At 72.4% G+C, this 13,896-nt stretch carries 19 protein-coding genes; 10 read left to right on the top strand and 9 right to left on the bottom strand.

Translation table 11 applies throughout. The features are described 5' to 3' along the window. Positions 1-6 precede the first annotated feature (6 nt). Entirely contained in the window at positions 7-1,014 is a 1,008-nt protein-coding gene (locus AB0I72_RS08700) for a Gfo/Idh/MocA family oxidoreductase (protein ID WP_358564506.1), read from the bottom strand. A 147-nt stretch (positions 1,015-1,161) separates the two neighbouring features. Between AB0I72_RS08700 and AB0I72_RS08695 the strand changes: the two genes are divergently transcribed. From AB0I72_RS08695 to AB0I72_RS08685, 3 genes are all read left to right on the top strand, one after another. Beyond that, on the top strand, positions 1,162-1,521 hold the full coding sequence (locus AB0I72_RS08695; RefSeq protein WP_358564505.1) for a hypothetical protein: 360 nt from the start codon (positions 1,162-1,164) through the stop codon (positions 1,519-1,521). Positions 1,522-1,529: 8 nt separating this feature from the next. After that, positions 1,530-2,114 carry a Uma2 family endonuclease gene (locus AB0I72_RS08690; protein ID WP_358564503.1) on the top strand — a complete coding sequence of 195 codons (585 nt, stop codon included), beginning with the start codon at positions 1,530-1,532 and terminating at the stop codon, positions 2,112-2,114. Positions 2,115-2,338: 224 nt separating this feature from the next. Further along, positions 2,339-2,719, top strand: a complete 381-nt coding sequence (locus AB0I72_RS08685; RefSeq protein WP_358564501.1) for a hypothetical protein — start codon at positions 2,339-2,341, stop codon at positions 2,717-2,719. A gap of 1 nt (position 2,720) precedes the next feature. Here the strand turns inward: AB0I72_RS08685 and AB0I72_RS08680 are convergent, their stop codons facing one another. The 3 genes from AB0I72_RS08680 to AB0I72_RS08670 are packed head-to-tail and all read right to left on the bottom strand — an operon-like array spanning position 2,721 to position 5,739. Further along, a complete protein-coding gene (locus tag AB0I72_RS08680; protein ID WP_358564499.1) occupies positions 2,721-3,698 on the bottom strand; it encodes a DUF4097 family beta strand repeat-containing protein in 978 nt (325 codons plus the stop codon). Positions 3,699-3,745: 47 nt separating this feature from the next. After that, a complete protein-coding gene (locus tag AB0I72_RS08675) occupies positions 3,746-4,456 on the bottom strand; it encodes a response regulator transcription factor (protein WP_358564616.1) in 711 nt (236 codons plus the stop codon). Next, entirely contained in the window at positions 4,444-5,739 is a 1,296-nt protein-coding gene (locus tag AB0I72_RS08670; RefSeq protein WP_358564614.1) for a histidine kinase, read from the bottom strand. Before AB0I72_RS08670 ends, AB0I72_RS08675 begins: the two co-directional genes overlap by 13 nt. A 213-nt stretch (positions 5,740-5,952) precedes the next feature. Between AB0I72_RS08670 and AB0I72_RS08665 the strand changes: the two genes are divergently transcribed. Continuing rightward, a complete protein-coding gene (locus AB0I72_RS08665; RefSeq protein WP_358564497.1) occupies positions 5,953-6,678 on the top strand; it encodes a (2Fe-2S)-binding protein in 726 nt (241 codons plus the stop codon). A gap of 20 nt (positions 6,679-6,698) precedes the next feature. Here the strand turns inward: AB0I72_RS08665 and AB0I72_RS08660 are convergent, their stop codons facing one another. Further along, positions 6,699-7,109 carry a RidA family protein gene (locus tag AB0I72_RS08660; protein ID WP_358564495.1) on the bottom strand — a complete coding sequence of 137 codons (411 nt, stop codon included), beginning with the start codon at positions 7,107-7,109 and terminating at the stop codon, positions 6,699-6,701. Positions 7,110-7,186: 77 nt separating this feature from the next. Here AB0I72_RS08660 and AB0I72_RS08655 point away from each other — a divergent pair, with 77 nt between their 5' ends. Beyond that, the gene (locus tag AB0I72_RS08655) at positions 7,187-7,810 is read left to right on the top strand and encodes a TetR/AcrR family transcriptional regulator (protein WP_358564493.1); all 624 of its coding nucleotides are present in this window, start codon (positions 7,187-7,189) and stop codon (positions 7,808-7,810) included. A gap of 14 nt (positions 7,811-7,824) precedes the next feature. On the opposite strand, the gene AB0I72_RS08650 is transcribed toward AB0I72_RS08655, so the two are convergent. Then, positions 7,825-8,298 carry an Rrf2 family transcriptional regulator gene (locus AB0I72_RS08650; protein ID WP_358564491.1) on the bottom strand — a complete coding sequence of 158 codons (474 nt, stop codon included), beginning with the start codon at positions 8,296-8,298 and terminating at the stop codon, positions 7,825-7,827. Between the two features lie 81 nt (positions 8,299-8,379). Here AB0I72_RS08650 and AB0I72_RS08645 point away from each other — a divergent pair, with 81 nt between their 5' ends. Continuing rightward, positions 8,380-9,123, top strand: a complete 744-nt coding sequence (locus tag AB0I72_RS08645; protein ID WP_358564489.1) for an NAD(P)H-binding protein — start codon at positions 8,380-8,382, stop codon at positions 9,121-9,123. A gap of 22 nt (positions 9,124-9,145) precedes the next feature. Here the strand turns inward: AB0I72_RS08645 and AB0I72_RS08640 are convergent, their stop codons facing one another. Beyond that, entirely contained in the window at positions 9,146-10,000 is an 855-nt protein-coding gene (locus AB0I72_RS08640) for an NmrA family NAD(P)-binding protein (protein WP_358564487.1), read from the bottom strand. A 206-nt stretch (positions 10,001-10,206) separates the two neighbouring features. On the opposite strand from AB0I72_RS08640, the gene AB0I72_RS08635 reads away from it, so the two are divergent. Both AB0I72_RS08635 and AB0I72_RS08630 read left to right on the top strand, forming a co-directional pair. Next, on the top strand, positions 10,207-10,800 hold the full coding sequence (locus tag AB0I72_RS08635) for a helix-turn-helix domain-containing protein (protein ID WP_358564485.1): 594 nt from the start codon (positions 10,207-10,209) through the stop codon (positions 10,798-10,800). A 49-nt stretch (positions 10,801-10,849) separates the two neighbouring features. Continuing rightward, complete coding sequence (locus AB0I72_RS08630) at positions 10,850-11,266, top strand: SgcJ/EcaC family oxidoreductase (protein ID WP_358564483.1); 417 nt, start codon at positions 10,850-10,852, stop codon at positions 11,264-11,266. A gap of 49 nt (positions 11,267-11,315) precedes the next feature. Here the strand turns inward: AB0I72_RS08630 and AB0I72_RS08625 are convergent, their stop codons facing one another. Both AB0I72_RS08625 and AB0I72_RS08620 read right to left on the bottom strand, forming a co-directional pair. After that, positions 11,316-11,798, bottom strand: a complete 483-nt coding sequence (locus AB0I72_RS08625; protein WP_358564481.1) for a VOC family protein — start codon at positions 11,796-11,798, stop codon at positions 11,316-11,318. A 102-nt stretch (positions 11,799-11,900) separates the two neighbouring features. After that, entirely contained in the window at positions 11,901-12,884 is a 984-nt protein-coding gene (locus AB0I72_RS08620; protein WP_358564479.1) for an alpha/beta hydrolase, read from the bottom strand. 134 nt (positions 12,885-13,018) lie between these two features. Between AB0I72_RS08620 and AB0I72_RS08615 the strand changes: the two genes are divergently transcribed. Together AB0I72_RS08615 and AB0I72_RS08610 are read left to right on the top strand one after the other, a co-directional pair. After that, positions 13,019-13,468, top strand: coding sequence for a helix-turn-helix transcriptional regulator (locus AB0I72_RS08615; protein WP_358564477.1), 450 nt, complete (start codon positions 13,019-13,021; stop codon positions 13,466-13,468). A gap of 5 nt (positions 13,469-13,473) precedes the next feature. After that, positions 13,474-13,884, top strand: coding sequence for a VOC family protein (locus AB0I72_RS08610; protein ID WP_358564475.1), 411 nt, complete (start codon positions 13,474-13,476; stop codon positions 13,882-13,884). Positions 13,885-13,896: the final 12 nt, after the last annotated feature.

Here is a 13,896-nt window from a genome sequence, read left to right as displayed (position 1 = left end):
ACGGCCTCACCGCCCCGCCGACGCGCCGTCGGCCGCCTCGTGCGCCAGGACGCCGACGTCGCGGACCAGGTCCATGACCCGGGCCAGGCGCAGGCTCTCCGACCACGGCATGTCCGGGCTCTCGGACAGCCCCTCGGCCACGCACCGCGCCACCTCCTCGGCCTCGTGCACGTACCCGTTGCCGCGGTAGGGCCGGTGGAAGACCTCCGGCTCACGGCCGTCGCGGTGCAGCACCACCTCGGTCGGCGCCCACGCGCGCTCCATCTCCAGCCATCCCCGGGCGCCCACCAGCACCGCGCGGTTGGGCAGCGTCGACCGCGACGCGCAGCCCAGCGTCCCCGACACCCCGTCCCGCCCCTGGACCAGGACGGTCGTGTGGGTGTCCACCATCCGGTCCGGCGACAGCCGCCGGGTCGCCCCCACCACCGTGAGCTCCCCCAGGAAGTCGCTGGCCAACGCCAGCGGGTACACGCCCAGGTCGAGCAGAGCGCCGCCGCCCAGATCGGCGTTGAACAGCCGGTGGTCGGGGTCGAAGGGCACGTTGATCCCGAACTCCGCCGACAGCGAGCGCAACGGCCCGATCGCGCCCTCGGCCACCAGTTCACGCGCCAGCCGGTAGGCGGGCAGGTAGCGCGTCCACATCGCCTCCAGCAGGAAGCGGCCGTTCGACCGCGCCGCCGCCGCCATCTCCGCCACCTGGAGGGCGTTCAGCGCCATCGGCTTCTCCACCAGCACGTGCTTGCCCGCGTTCAGGCACATCAGCGTGTGCGGATGGTGACCCGGGTGCGGGGTGGCCACGTACACCACGTCCACGTCCGGGCTGTGGGCCAGCTCCTCGTAACTCCCGTGGCTCCGGGGGATCCCCCAGGTCGCCGCGAACTCCCGGGCCCGCTCCGCCGAACGCGAGGCCACCGCCGTGACCCGCGCCGTCGGCGTGGCCCGCAGCGCCTCGAGGAAGGAGTGGGCGATCCCACCGGTTCCGATCACGCCCCAGCGCGTTGCACCGTCTGCCATACGGGAATCCTAGAAACCCGGTCATGTCGCGGCCGACAGGGGGATGCCGCTCGGAGCCGTACTTCCTGCAATGCATGTACTAGGTCAACTTTGTCTACCAGAACGAACATGCCTACCATGGCTCCAGAGCAACCCCGGGGAGCCGCCATGCCCGCCAGCACCCGCAGTGCGAAGAGCCCCTTCGTCGGCCGCCAGGCCTGGACACGCGCGAGCGCCCTCGCCGAACAGGTCGGACTGTCCACCGCCCGCGTCCTCGAATTCCTCCTGGACGCCTACGCCTCCGGGCGGGTCACCGCGGACCACCTCGCCGACACCAGCCCCAACACCGACCGCGAACAGATCGGCGTGCGCCTGTCAGCCGACACCTGGAAGCGCGCCGACGCCCAACGCGAGGCCGACGGCATCCGCACCATGTCCGCCCTCGCCGACAGGCTCCTCGTCGCCTACGCGCAAGGCCGCATCCGCGTCGGCATCACCGTGCGACCCCTCACCACCAACGCCGCATAGGGGGAACCATGACCGTCGCCGAACACCACCCGCCACCCGCCATAGACCCCGACCTCTTCGCACGGCTGGCCGCACAGGCATACGAAGACGACGGCACCATCCTCGAGTTCATCCACGGAAGGATCTGGGTCCACCGAGTGACCGACAGCGACCACAGCCAGATCATGGCGTGGATGTTCCGCCAGTGCCTGATCCAGCGTGCTGACTGCGACCTACTCCAAGGCCAGGGACTGAAGGTCGAGACCTACCGCAAGGGGCAGGCCCTCCCCGACGGGGTCCTGGTACCCCGAGGAAATTTCAAAGGCCACAGGGACTATCCCGACCCCGACGGTGTTCTCGCCGTCGTCGAGGTGACCTCGTGGGATTCGGACACCAAGGCCCGAGACCGCGTGGAAAAGCCCGCGGCCTACGCGGAAAGCGGCATCCCGGCGTACGTGTGCATCGACCGCACGATGAACGCCGTGGTGATCTACTCCCGCCCCCTGGGCGGTGAGTACCTGGAATGCAACGCCCACCCCTACGGCGAACAGGTCGCCATCCCCGGTACCGAGATCACCCTGGACACCGACGAACTCAAGCAGTTCGCCCGCTGACACTGAGCATCCCGCCGCCCCCCGCGTCCAGCCGGCGCGGGGGGCGACGCTCTCCCCGGTTCCGATCACGCCCCAGCGCGTCGCACCGTCTGCCCTACAGGAATCCTAAAAACCCGGTCATGTCGCGGCCGACCGGGGGATGCCGCTCGGAATCGGCGTGCCGGAACCGTACGGTGACGGGAGGGTCGCGGGGCCGCTCGCGCGGGACACCGAACGGAGGGGGAATGTCGGACACGCTCGCCCAGAGGCTGGGGGTGCTGCCCGGGGACCGGCTGCTCGTCCTCAACGCGCCCGAACGCTACCTGCGCCTGCTGGAACCGCCGCCGGACATCCACATCGACCTGGGCCCCATCGAGGGCGCCGACTACGACGACATCCACATGTTCGCGCTGGACCGCGGCACCGTCCGACGCGAGGCCCCCTCGGTGCTCGACCTGACCGGGCCGCGCACCCGGCTGTGGATGTGCTTCCCCCAACGCGGCGGCACCATCATCACCGACCTGACCTCGGACCAGGGGTGGGAGCCGCTGCACGAGGCCGGATGGCGCGGCGCCGCCCAGGTCCGGATCGACTCGGACTGGGCGGCGCTGCGCTTCGCACGGTGACTCAGGCCGCCTGGACGCTCACCGACCCGCTGACCGTGTTGACGTCGATGCGCGCCTCGGCGTCGGAGGAGGTGTCCACACCGATGTCACGCCCGCCCGACGCCGACTCCCCGGTCACCGCGTAGGAGCCCTCCGGGACGCGCACCCGGACCGCACCGCTGGTCGAGTCCACCGACAACCGGTCGAACGCGTCCTCGGTGGCGACCTCGACCGAGCCCGAGGTGGTCGACACCTCCGCCGACGCGAAGCCCCCGCCCACGACGACCGCCCCACTGGTGGAGGCCGCCTCCACCGTGCGCGCGGTGAAGCCCGACACGTCGACGCCGCCGGAGACCGACTCCGCGCTCAGCGACTCCCCCGACCCGGAGGCCAGGATGCCGCCCGCGGTGGTCTCGGCCTCGACCGATCCCTCCACCCCGGCCAACTCCAGGCCGCCGGAGGTCGAGGAGGCCGCCACGTCGCCGACGTTGTCGCTCACCACCACGTCACCGCTGGTGCTCGACAGGTCCAGCCGACCGTCGACGTTCTCCACCCGGATCCGGCCGGAGGTGGTGCTCACCGTCACCTGGGTCCCCTCCGGCACGGTCACGTCGTAGTCCACCGCGCAGTCACCGCCCAGGAACCACAGGCCCTCGCACTCCGCCTCGACGAAGGTGCCGCCGTCCTCCTCCTCGACGTCGTCCCCCGGCTCCTGGAACGGCCCCGAGCGCAGCGTCCGCTCCAGGGCCACCTCGTCCCCGGCGCCCGCGCTGACGGTCACGTCGCCCGCGGTGTCGTTGTCGATCTCCAGGAACGCGGCCGACCCGAGGGTGTCACCGCGCCGTTCGCGGTCCACGGTCACGTTGCCCAGCACCGACACCACGGTGACACCGATCAGCGCCACCACGAGCACGGCGCCCAGCAGCATCCACGGTCCCGCGCGGAACCCGCCCGGCTCCTTGCTCGACGAGGCGTACAGGCCCCTCGCCTTGAAAGTCACGTCGATTCCCTTCCCGGAAGGCCGGCGCCTTCCCCTCGTCGCCCGCGTCAGGCCGGTTCGGCGCCGCGCAGGTACCGCAGGACCGCCTGGACCCTGCGGTGGTCGTGGTCGTCCTGGCCCAGGTCGAGCTTGGTGAAGATGGAGCGGATGTGCTTCTCGACCGCGCGCTCGGTCACGGTCAGCCGCGCCGCGATCCCCGCGTTGTTGAGCCCCTCCGCCATGACCTCCAGCACCTGGGTCTCCCGCGGTGTGAGCCGCTCCAGGGCGCTGTCGCGGCGGCGGCTGAGCAGTTGGGACACCACCTCGGGATCGATCGCCGCTCCCCCGTCGGCCACCCGCCGCAGGACGGTCAGGAACTCCTCGATGTCGGCGACCCGGTCCTTGAGCAGGTAACCGACCTTGGTGGCGCCGCCGCCCAGCAGATCGGCCGCGTACCGGCTGACCACGTGCTGCGACAACAGGAGCACGGCCACCTCCGGGTGGGCGCGGCGGATGCGCACACCCGCCTCGATGCCCTCCTCGGAGTAGGTGGGCGGCATGCGGATGTCCACCAGGCACAGATCGACGTCGGGGTGGGCGTCCACCGAGGCCAGCAGGGCGTCGGCGTCACCCACCTGGTCGACGACCTCCACACCCGAGTCCTCCAACAGCCGGGCCATGCCGCTGCGCAGCAGCACCGAGTCCTCGGCGATGATGACCCGCGGGCCCGTCTGGGACCCGCCCGTACTCGACGTGCCGTGCACGTTCACGCCTCCCAGGGGATGTCGGCGGTCAGGGTGGTGCCCTCACCGGTCGGACTGTGGACGGTCAGGGTTCCGTCGACGGCGTCCACCCGGTCCCACAGCCCGTACAGACCGGTCCCGGCCTCGGGGTCGGCGCCGCCGGAGCCGTCGTCGGCGACGGTGACGCGCACCAGGCCGCCGCCTCGGCCGGTCGGACGCCCCACGCGGCGGACGGACACCGTGACCCGGGTGGCCGAGGCGTGCTTGGCGACGTTCGTCAGCGCCTCGCACACCAGGTGGTAGGCCACGCCCTCGGCCCGGGCCGAGGGCCGCCCGTCCAACTCCACGTCGACCTCGACCGGGACCGGCGACCGACCGGCCGCCACCGGCAGCGCCGAGGGCAGACCGTGGTCGGTCAGCACACGGGGGTGCAGACCGCGGGCCACCTGCCTCAGGTCCGCCATGACCTCCTTGGACTCGCGCTGCGCCTCGGTGATCAGGGCCAGGGCGCGGTCGGGGTCGCGCGCCAGCTGGGTGCGGGCGCGGGTCAGGGTCATGGTCAGCGCGAGCAGCCGCTGCTGGGCGCCGTCGTGCAGGTCCCGTTCGATGCGGCGCCGCTCGGCCTCGGCCGCGTCGACCATGCGCAGACGGCTGTCCTGGACGTGCATCAGACGGCGGCGGACACGGACCTCGGGCGCGTCGAAGTGCAGGGCGCGGTGGAGCATGACCTCGGTGGCCACGAGGTAGGGGGCCAGACGCAGGCCGAGCAGGGCCGCGAGCGGGCCCACGACGACCACGACCAGCAGTCCGGCCACCGCTCCCGGCGCGCCCAGAACCAGCGCGTACATCACCCCCAGGAGCGCGCCCATCGCACCGGCTCCGCCGCACACCACCAGGGCCACGGCCAGCGCCCCCGACAGCAGGGCGTGCACGCCGGCGACGGCGCTGCGCGCCACGTGCGCCCAGGCGTCGCGCCCGAACGGGAACCGCCACCCCCGCCCCAGGCCGCCGCCCGGGTCCAGGGGGTCGGGCGGTTGGGTCTCCACGATCCCGAACACCGAGCCCAGACGGTCGCGCTGCACCCGGCAGGCCAGCCGGGCCAGGAGGGTGGCCGACACCGGCAGGACGAGGAGGAACAGCGCGTCGGCGACGATCCGGGCGACGCCGGAGGGGCGCCGGCCGGTCGGAACGAGGTCGGGAACCCAGGGCAGGATGAGGGTGAGGCCGATCCAGGTGGCCGACAGCACGAGCAGCAGACCGGGCAGCAGGTAGAGCACGGCCAGCGTGAGGGAGGTCATCAGGTGCAGGACGGCCACCATCCGGACCCGCCAGGTGTCGCCGTAGGCCTCGGCGACACGGGACAGGTTCGCCAGGGCGGAGGGCAGGGGTCCGCCCTGGCCGTCCGTGGCGTCGGTGGGGATGTCGTGGCCGGTCACGGGAACCAACCTAGTTTTCCCGGGACCCGCGCGGCGAGGCGATCAGCACGTGGGGTCACAGTGGTGCCAGCACCACCGTCAGGGGAGGGGGAGCGCGTGGCACGCGTTCGGGTACGACCGGTTCTGGCCGACGTGGGCCGGATCAACATGCTGTTCCGGCTGGAGGAGGAGCCGCCCGCGCGGGGGTGGCGCGCCCTGGACGGGTCCGGCGCGGCCGAGGCGCCGATCGCGGAGGAGGTCGGCCGGGTCCGGGCCCAACTCGCGGCGATGTCCCACCAGAGCCCCCAGGAGGTGGAGTGGCGCGTGGCGGCGTCCATCTTCCACCAGGGCCTGGCCACGCGTCTGCTGTCACCGGTGGTGGCCGCCGGACTGTGCCACGACGCGCTGCTGGACGCCGCGCGGTTCCACTACGACCCCGAGCGTGAGGGCCCGGTCGTCCTGCGCACGGCCCAGGAGTACGCCGCCACCGCCCCGGCCGAGGCGGTGGCGGACTGGGTGGAGGAGACCGTCGTCACCGGTGTCATGGAGCGCGTCGCGCGCGTGCTGTGCCGGATCGGGAAGGTGGCGCCGGGGCTGTTGCGCGGCAACACCGCCGCCGCCCTGGCCGGGTCGGTCCGGGCCCTGGGCGCGGACCGACCCGACGCGCGCCCGGCGGCCGAGGCGTTGGCGCGCACGCTCCTGGAGCGCCCCGCGCTGGCCGGGACCGGCGGCTACACGGGCGTGGACGACCAGGGGCTGGCGGTGTTCCGACGCACGACGTGCTGCCTGTACTACCGGTTGCCCGGCCACGGGATGTGCGGTGACTGCGCGCTGCGCCCCTGACCCGGTCCGCGGCGGCCGGATCAGCCGTCGACGACCGCGGTGGCCTCGATCTCGACCATGACGTCGGGCTCGGCCAGCGCGGTGACGCCCACTCCGGTCAGCGGTGCCCGCACGCTGACGCCCAGCCTCTCCGAGGCCCGCGCGACCCCCTCCACGAACAGGGGCATCTTGTCGTCGGTCCAGTCGACCACGTAGAGGGTCAGTTTCGCCACGTCGTCGAAGGTGGCGCCGGCCTCGGCCAGGGCGGTGCCGAGGTTGAGGTAGCACTGCTCGACCTGGGCGGCGAAGTCGCCCTCGCCGACCTTGCCACCGTCGGCGTCGCGGGCGATCTGTCCGGCGACGAACACCAGCCTCGATCCGGTGGCGACCGACACCTGCCGGTAGAGGTCGACCTCGGGCAGTCCTTCGGGGTTCATCAGGGTGACGGCCATGCTGACTCCTCGTTCACGGGTCCTCGGGATGGAGACCGCCATAAACATAGCATTGCAATGCTATGTATGCTGGCCCCATGGCGAGAACGAAGGACCCGGCGGTCCGGACCCTGCTCATCGAGCGGGCCGCGCACATGCTCCGCACCCGCGAACCCATCACCCTGCGGTCGCTCGTGGCCGGGACCGGAGTGTCGACCATGGCCGTCTACACCCACTTCGGCGGCATGGACGGCATGTGGCAGGCACTGCGCCAGGAGGGCTTCACCCGCCTCGCGGCCAGGTACGCGACACTGGCCGTCACCGACGACCCCGTCGAGGACCTGACCGCCCTGGTCGCCGTCTACCTCGGCAACGCCCTGGACCACCCCGACCTGTACCGGGTCATGTTCGACGCGAGCTTCGACCTGGCCGACCTCCAGGCCGCGAACGCGACCCTGGAGTACCTGGACCGCGCCGCCGACCGAGGCCGCCGGGCCAGGCGCTTTCGCGCCGACACCGCACCGCGCGCACTGGCGGTCCAGAGCTGGACCATCGCGCACGGGCTGGCCTCACTGGTCGCCAACGGCCCCCTGCCGCGCCACACGCTCGCCAACGGCCTCACCCTGCTGACCGCGCTGTACGTCGGCACGGGCGACGACCCCGACCGGTGCCGTCGGTCGGTCGAGAGCGGCTGGAGGCGACTGGAGACGCCCGGCGCCTAGCGCGGCACCGGAGGTCAGCGCCGCCCGAACAGACGTGAGCGCGTCTGGGCGGGCGCGGTGGCGGGGATGTCGGCGAGGACGTCGGCGAGCGACACCCCCGCCAGGCTCTCGCGCCAGGCCTCGTGCGCCTCGTCCATCCTCCGCGCCAGGACGCACCTGTCCTGGCACGCCTCGGGCGGCAACGCCCCGCGCCCCTGCTGGCGGATCTCCCGGCACACGTAGGGCGAGGAGGCTCCGTCGACCGCCTCGACGATCTGGAGCAGGCTGATCTGCGCGGCGGGCCTGGCGAGCTGGAAGCCGCCGCGCGGTCCCGTGGTCGCGGCCAGCACACCCGCCCTCACCAGCGCCTGGAGCTGTTTGGCGAGGTAGGCGGCGGGAACGTCGAAGTACTCGGCGAGGCGGGTCGCGGACGCCGTCTCCCCCGGTTCGATCTGCGCCAGCGACGCGGCGCAGTGCAACACCCACTCGGTACTCACAGGCAGCTTCATGCCCTCCAGCATATTAGAGACATTGTGGATCTTTTTTATCCGAGATAGTCTCCGGGGCAGTCAACAGGAGGAGAGATCACCATGCGGATCGCGGTCGCCGGAGCGACGGGCAACATCGGCTCCCTCACCGTCACCGCCCTGAAGCGGGACGGACACGAGGTCGTGGGCCTGAGCCGCTCCCTGGGCGCGGACCTGATCACCGGAGACGGACTCGACCAGGCCCTCGCCGGCGTCGACGCGCTCGTCGACGCCACCAACACCACCCTCACCGACCGGTCGGAGGCGGTGGACTACCTGGGCTCCATCACGCGGAACCTGCTCGCCGCCGAGGAGCGGGCGGGTGTGCGCCACCACGTGCTGCTGTCGATCGTGGGGATCCACCGGGTCGAGGGCAACCCGCACTACGCGGCCAAGCGCGAACAGGAGCGCCTGGTGGCCGAGGGCCCGGTGCCGTGGACGATCGTCCCCGCCACCCAGTTCCACGACTTCGCCGCCATGGTCGCCGACTGGACCGAACAGGACGGGGTCGCCCCGATCGCCCCGCTGCTCGTGCGACCGGTCGCCCCCGCCGACGTGGCCGACGTCCTGGCCGAGGCCGCAGCGGGCGAGCCCCTGGGACGCCACCCCGACCTGGCCGGACCCGCCCCCCACGACCTGGTCGACATGGCACGGCGCACCCACCGGGCACGGGGCCGCGAGGTCACGCTCGTGCCGACGTGGTCCGGGCTGTTCGGCACGGAGATGGCCGGGAACGTCCTGCTTCCGGACGAGGGCGCCCGCATCGCGCCGACCGCCTTCGAGGACTGGCTCGCCGATCAGGGGTGACCTCCCCCACCGCGCCCGACCGTCAGCGTGCCGTCCGCGCCCCCGACTCCCGCCGGACGACGGTGGCGAAACCGCTGGGCGGGCGTCCGGTGAGGCGCTCGACGGAGTCGGTGACGCGGTCCTCGGCGCCCCGCGCGATGGCGTGGTCCATGTCGGCCAGCATCGCGGCGAACTCCGCGGGCATCGACGCGGCGAGCAGCTCCCGCAGTTCCCCGCGGGACAGGCGGCGGTGCACGACGGGGCGTCCGGTGACCTCGCTGAGGACGGCGGCCACGGCGTCGTAGCTCAGCGCCTCGGGCCCGGTCAGGACCGCGTCGGCGTTCAGGGCCTCGGGGGCGGTGAGGACCCGGGCGGCCACGGCGGCGATGTCGTCGGCGTCGACGAACCCGACGCGGCCGTCGCCGGTGGCGGTGAGGACGGTGCCGTCGCCGCGGATGGACTGGGCGTGGAGGTGCGCACCGGTGAAGTTCTGCATGAACCAGGAGGGCCGCAGGACCGCCCACTCGTCGAACAGGTCCGGAAGGGCCCGGTGCACCGCTCCCGCCGCGGGGCCGCCCTCGGGGATGGACGAGGCGCTCAGCAGGACCGCGCGGCGCACGCCCGCCGCCCGGGCGCGGTCGAGGAAGGGAAGCATCACGGCGGCCGGATCGGGATCCCCCGGGGGCGGAACGAGGTAGAGGCGGTCGGTCCCGTCGAGGGCCGCCGGGTGGGTGGCGGGGTCGTACCAGTCGAAGCGGACCGGTGCGGCGCCCGCGACCGGAGCGGCGCCGCGGCTGGCGGCCCGCACGCGGTGGCCCGCGGCGACCAGTCGGGCTGCGGTGCGACCGCCGGTGGTGCCGGTGGCGCCGGTGACCAGTGTGGTGTTGGGTGTGCTCATCGGGAACTCCTGGCGGCGTTGTGGGCCCACAGGCCGACCCAGGCCGGGACGTCGTGGTCGAGGAGGAGTCCCAGACCGTGGCGGAACAGCTGTTCTGGTGAGGCGTGCGCGGGCATGGGGCGGCTCCCCTCCGATACAATCCGGACCGAGGGTCCGTTTTCGAGAATATACGGACCCGTGGTCCGCTTCGCAAGAGGAGATGCCGCGTGCCCGAGCGCAGACCCCGCAAGGACGCCGCCCGCAACCGCGCGGCCGCCCTCGCCGCCGCCGACGCCCTCTTCGCCCGCACGAGCCCCGACCAGGTCACCATGGCCGACATCGCCGCGGCGGCCGGCGTCGGCAAGGCGACCCTGTTCCGGGCCTTCGGCGACCGCACCGGCCTGATCCGCGCGCTGCACGAGGCGCGGCTCGAACCCGTCCGCGGCGCCGTCGAGGCGGGACCGCCGCCCCTGGGCCCGACCACCCCTCCGCTCCAGCGCGTCCCCGCCGTCCTGGACGCCCTGCTGTGCTTCAAGCTCGACCACCGCCACCTCGCACGGGCCCTGGAGGGCACCGAGAGCACCAGCCCCTACCAGGCCGAGCACTACCAGCGATGGCACGAGCTGCTCCGGGCCATGCTGGAGCCGATCGTGGGCCCCTCCGAGTGCGGATTCACCGCCCACGCGCTCCTGGCCGCCGTCCGCGCCGACCTCGTCGAACGCCTGGCCGAGCGGGAGGGCCTGCCGCGCGAGACGACGCGGGCGCGCCTGGCCGACTTCACCGCCAGGGTGCTGCGTACCGACCCCGGCGGGAAACGGTGAGCCCCGTGGACTTGACCTGAACATTGGTTGAGGTGTGAGAATCGGGTCCATGAACGACACACACCACCAGGACCAGTGGTCGGAGATCGAAGCGATCGCACGCGTGGTCGCCGAGGTCGAACGCGCACAGCGCGAGGAGGACGCCGACGCCTTCGTCGCCCTCTTCCGCGAGGACGCCATCTGGACCACAGCACACGGCAGGCGGCTGTTCGGCCGCCAGGAGATCGCCGAGTTCACCCGCAAGGTGCTCCCCGGCGCCATGCGGGACCTGCTCCCCCGCTACGAGGTCGAACACGTCCAGTTCATCCGCCCCGACGTCGCCGCGGTCAAGGTCAGCCAGCGCTACCTCACCCGCGACGGAGACCCCGCCCCCGACGAGCCCGAGGGCACGCCCCTGTACGTGATGTCCAAGGAGGACGGCCGCTGGACCCTGACCGCGGCCCAGAACACCCAGGTCCACGCCTGACCCACGGGCGGGTCCGGCCACACCCGCCGGACCCGCCCGGCACGCCCGCTCAACCCCCGTCGGCGGCCCGCAGCAGCTCGGCGACGTCGATCCTGCCCATCCTCAGCATGGCCGCCGTGGCCCGCTCACGGCGGCCGGGGTCGGGATCCTCCAGGAGCTCGTTCAGCACCGTGGGGATGATCTGCCAGGACAGCCCGTAGCGGTCCTTGAGCCAGCCGCACTGGCTCTCCTGGCCGCCCTCGGTGAGCGCCTCCCACAGCCGGTCCACCTCCTGCTGGTCCGCACAGTCGACCACCAGGGAGAACGCCTCGTCGAAGGTGAAGTGCGGCCCCCCGTTGAGCGCCACGACCCGCTGCCCGGCCAGTTCGAACTCCACGGTCAGCACGGATCCCTCGGGCCCGGGCATGCCGGGGCCGTAGTAGGTGGTCTTGAGCACCCGCGAGTCCTCGAACAGACTCGTGTAGAAGCGCGCCGCCTCCTCGGCCTGGGTGTCGAACCACAGGCAGGGCGTGATCCTGTTCAACGAGGCCATGGCCCGGTCCTTCCGTCGCGAACACGTTCCCTCTGTCTACAGGGCGTCACCGACAGAACGCGGCCACCGCGCCGGGGCCGCCCGCGGCCCCGGCGCCACCCGCTAACCGGCCGAGACCGTCTCCACGTGGGCGAGGAAGTCCAACAGCGCCGCGTTGACCTCCTCGGGGCGCTCCTGCTGCGTCCAGTGCCCGCACCCGGGAAGGGTGACGTTGGCGTGCACGCGCGGCGCCACCAGGTGCAGGTTCGCACGCAGGAAGTCCACGCCCTTCAGGGACACGACCATGTCCTTGTCGCCGACCACGTACAGCGCGGGCACCTCGACCACGCGCCCCTGGAAGGGCGCCATGAGCTCGTTGTCGCGTTCGATGTTGCGGTACCAGTTGAGCGGCCCCGTGAACGCGTCGGCGCCCTGGTAGTCCTCGGCGAACGCGGCCACGTCCTCCTCGGTCAGCCACCCGGGCAGGGCGTCCGGTTCGGGCATGGTGTCCAGGAGGGTCCGGCCCTCGGGGACGACCCACGGCCGGGGCTCGTCGACCACGGGGTTGTCACCCGAGGCGTTGAACAGGATGCGGCGCAGCGTCGAGGCCGGATCGAGGGCCAGCTCGGCGTCGGCCACACCCGGCTCCTGGAAGTAGATCTGGTAGAAGCCCTCCCCGTACAGGCCCCGGGTGACCGAGGGCGGCGGCATCATGGCCGGAGGCGCCGGGGGCACGCTCAACCCCGCCACCCCGCGCACCAGGTCCGGGCGCAGCAGGGCGGTCGCCCAGGCCACGGGCGCACCCCAGTCGTGGCCGACCAGCACGGCCTCGGACTCCCCCAGCGCGCCGATCAGCGCGGTCACGTCGCCCACCAGGTGCAACAGGGTGTAGGCGTCGACCGGCTCGGGCCGGTCACTGCGGGCGTAGCCGCGCTGGTCGGGGGCGACCACGCGGTATCCGGCCTCGGCCAGCGGGGCGAACTGGTGGCGCCAGGAGTACCAGCTCTCGGGGAAACCGTGCAGGAGCAGGACCAACGGCCCCTCCCCCTGTTCGGCGATGTGCAGGCGAACTCCGTTGACCTCGACGTCCCTGTGCCTGACGGTCATGCTTGGGCTCCTCGCCGTGTTCGGGTGGGCCGCGGGCTCGGTTCGCCGGGGGGCGGTGGCGGCCCTCAACGGGAGCATAGGGGAAGGGGTTCCGGCCCTGGGAAACGTCGGAACGACGTGCCAGAATCGTGCACGTGACCAGCAGATCCGCCGAAGAGCACCACCTGCGCGACCTCGCGGTGCTGCGCCGCGTCCGCGACCGCATCGACCGGGAGTACGCACGACCGCTGAACGTCGAGGCGCTCGCCCGGGGCGCGAACATGTCGGCCGGGCACCTCAGCCGCCAGTTCCGACGCGCCTACGGTGAGTCCCCGTACAGCTACCTGATGACGCGCCGCATCGAGCGCGCCATGGCGCTGCTGCGCCGCGGCGACCTCAGCGTCACCGAGGTCTGCTTCGAGGTCGGCTGCTCCTCGCTGGGCACCTTCAGCACGCGCTTCACCGAACTCGTCGGCATGTCGCCCAGCGTCTACCGTGCCCGGGCCGCGGACGCGACCGAGGGGATGCCGGCGTGCGTCGCCAAGCAGGTGACCCGACCGATCAGGAATCAAGAAGCACGGCTGACCTCGCCGCATCTAACCTGAATCTCATGGACATCACCATTCACGCGAGTTTCCTGCCGCACGACGACCCGGACGCCTCCCTGGCCTTCTACCGCGACATCCTCGGCTTCGAGGTCCGCAACGACGTCGGCCACGGCACGATGCGATGGATCACGGTCGGTCCCGTCGGCCAGCCCGAGACGTCGATCGTCCTGCACCCCCCGACCGCCGACCCCGGCGTCACCGACGACGAGCGCCGCACCATCGCCGAGATGATGGCCAAGGGCACCTACGGCATGATCCTCCTGTCCACCAGCGACGTCGACGCCGCCTTCGAACGGTTGCAGGCCACCGACGCCGAGGTCGTCCAGGAGCCGACCGACCAGCCCTACGGGGTGCGCGACTGCGCCTTCCGCGACCCCGCGGGGAACATGGTCCGCATCAACCAGAAGCGCTGAGCCAACCGGCAA

The organism is Nocardiopsis sp. NPDC049922, from assembly GCF_040660275.1.
Lineage (GTDB): Bacteria > Actinomycetota > Actinomycetes > Streptosporangiales > Streptosporangiaceae > Nocardiopsis.
This window is presented reverse-complemented; position numbering and strand designations above follow the sequence as displayed.

What these genes read in the sequence shown, in the direction of transcription:
- AB0I72_RS08700 (WP_358564506.1), bottom strand. Translation starts at nt 1,014, where the DNA reads ATGGCAGACGGTGCAACGCGCTGGGGCGTGATCGGAACCGGTGGGATC.
- AB0I72_RS08695 (WP_358564505.1), top strand. Translation starts at nt 1,162, where the DNA reads ATGCCCGCCAGCACCCGCAGTGCGAAGAGCCCCTTCGTCGGCCGCCAG.
- AB0I72_RS08690 (WP_358564503.1), top strand. Translation starts at nt 1,530, where the DNA reads ATGACCGTCGCCGAACACCACCCGCCACCCGCCATAGACCCCGACCTC.
- AB0I72_RS08685 (WP_358564501.1), top strand. Translation starts at nt 2,339, where the DNA reads ATGTCGGACACGCTCGCCCAGAGGCTGGGGGTGCTGCCCGGGGACCGG.
- AB0I72_RS08670 (WP_358564614.1), bottom strand. Translation starts at nt 5,739, where the DNA reads ATGGTGGCCGTCCTGCACCTGATGACCTCCCTCACGCTGGCCGTGCTC.
- AB0I72_RS08660 (WP_358564495.1), bottom strand. Translation starts at nt 7,109, where the DNA reads ATGGCCGTCACCCTGATGAACCCCGAAGGACTGCCCGAGGTCGACCTC.
- AB0I72_RS08655 (WP_358564493.1), top strand. Translation starts at nt 7,187, where the DNA reads ATGGCGAGAACGAAGGACCCGGCGGTCCGGACCCTGCTCATCGAGCGG.
- AB0I72_RS08650 (WP_358564491.1), bottom strand. Translation starts at nt 8,298, where the DNA reads ATGAAGCTGCCTGTGAGTACCGAGTGGGTGTTGCACTGCGCCGCGTCG.
- AB0I72_RS08645 (WP_358564489.1), top strand. Translation starts at nt 8,380, where the DNA reads ATGCGGATCGCGGTCGCCGGAGCGACGGGCAACATCGGCTCCCTCACC.
- AB0I72_RS08640 (WP_358564487.1), bottom strand. Translation starts at nt 10,000, where the DNA reads ATGAGCACACCCAACACCACACTGGTCACCGGCGCCACCGGCACCACC.
- AB0I72_RS08630 (WP_358564483.1), top strand. Translation starts at nt 10,850, where the DNA reads ATGAACGACACACACCACCAGGACCAGTGGTCGGAGATCGAAGCGATC.
- AB0I72_RS08625 (WP_358564481.1), bottom strand. Translation starts at nt 11,798, where the DNA reads ATGGCCTCGTTGAACAGGATCACGCCCTGCCTGTGGTTCGACACCCAG.
- AB0I72_RS08620 (WP_358564479.1), bottom strand. Translation starts at nt 12,884, where the DNA reads ATGACCGTCAGGCACAGGGACGTCGAGGTCAACGGAGTTCGCCTGCAC.
- AB0I72_RS08610 (WP_358564475.1), top strand. Translation starts at nt 13,474, where the DNA reads ATGGACATCACCATTCACGCGAGTTTCCTGCCGCACGACGACCCGGAC.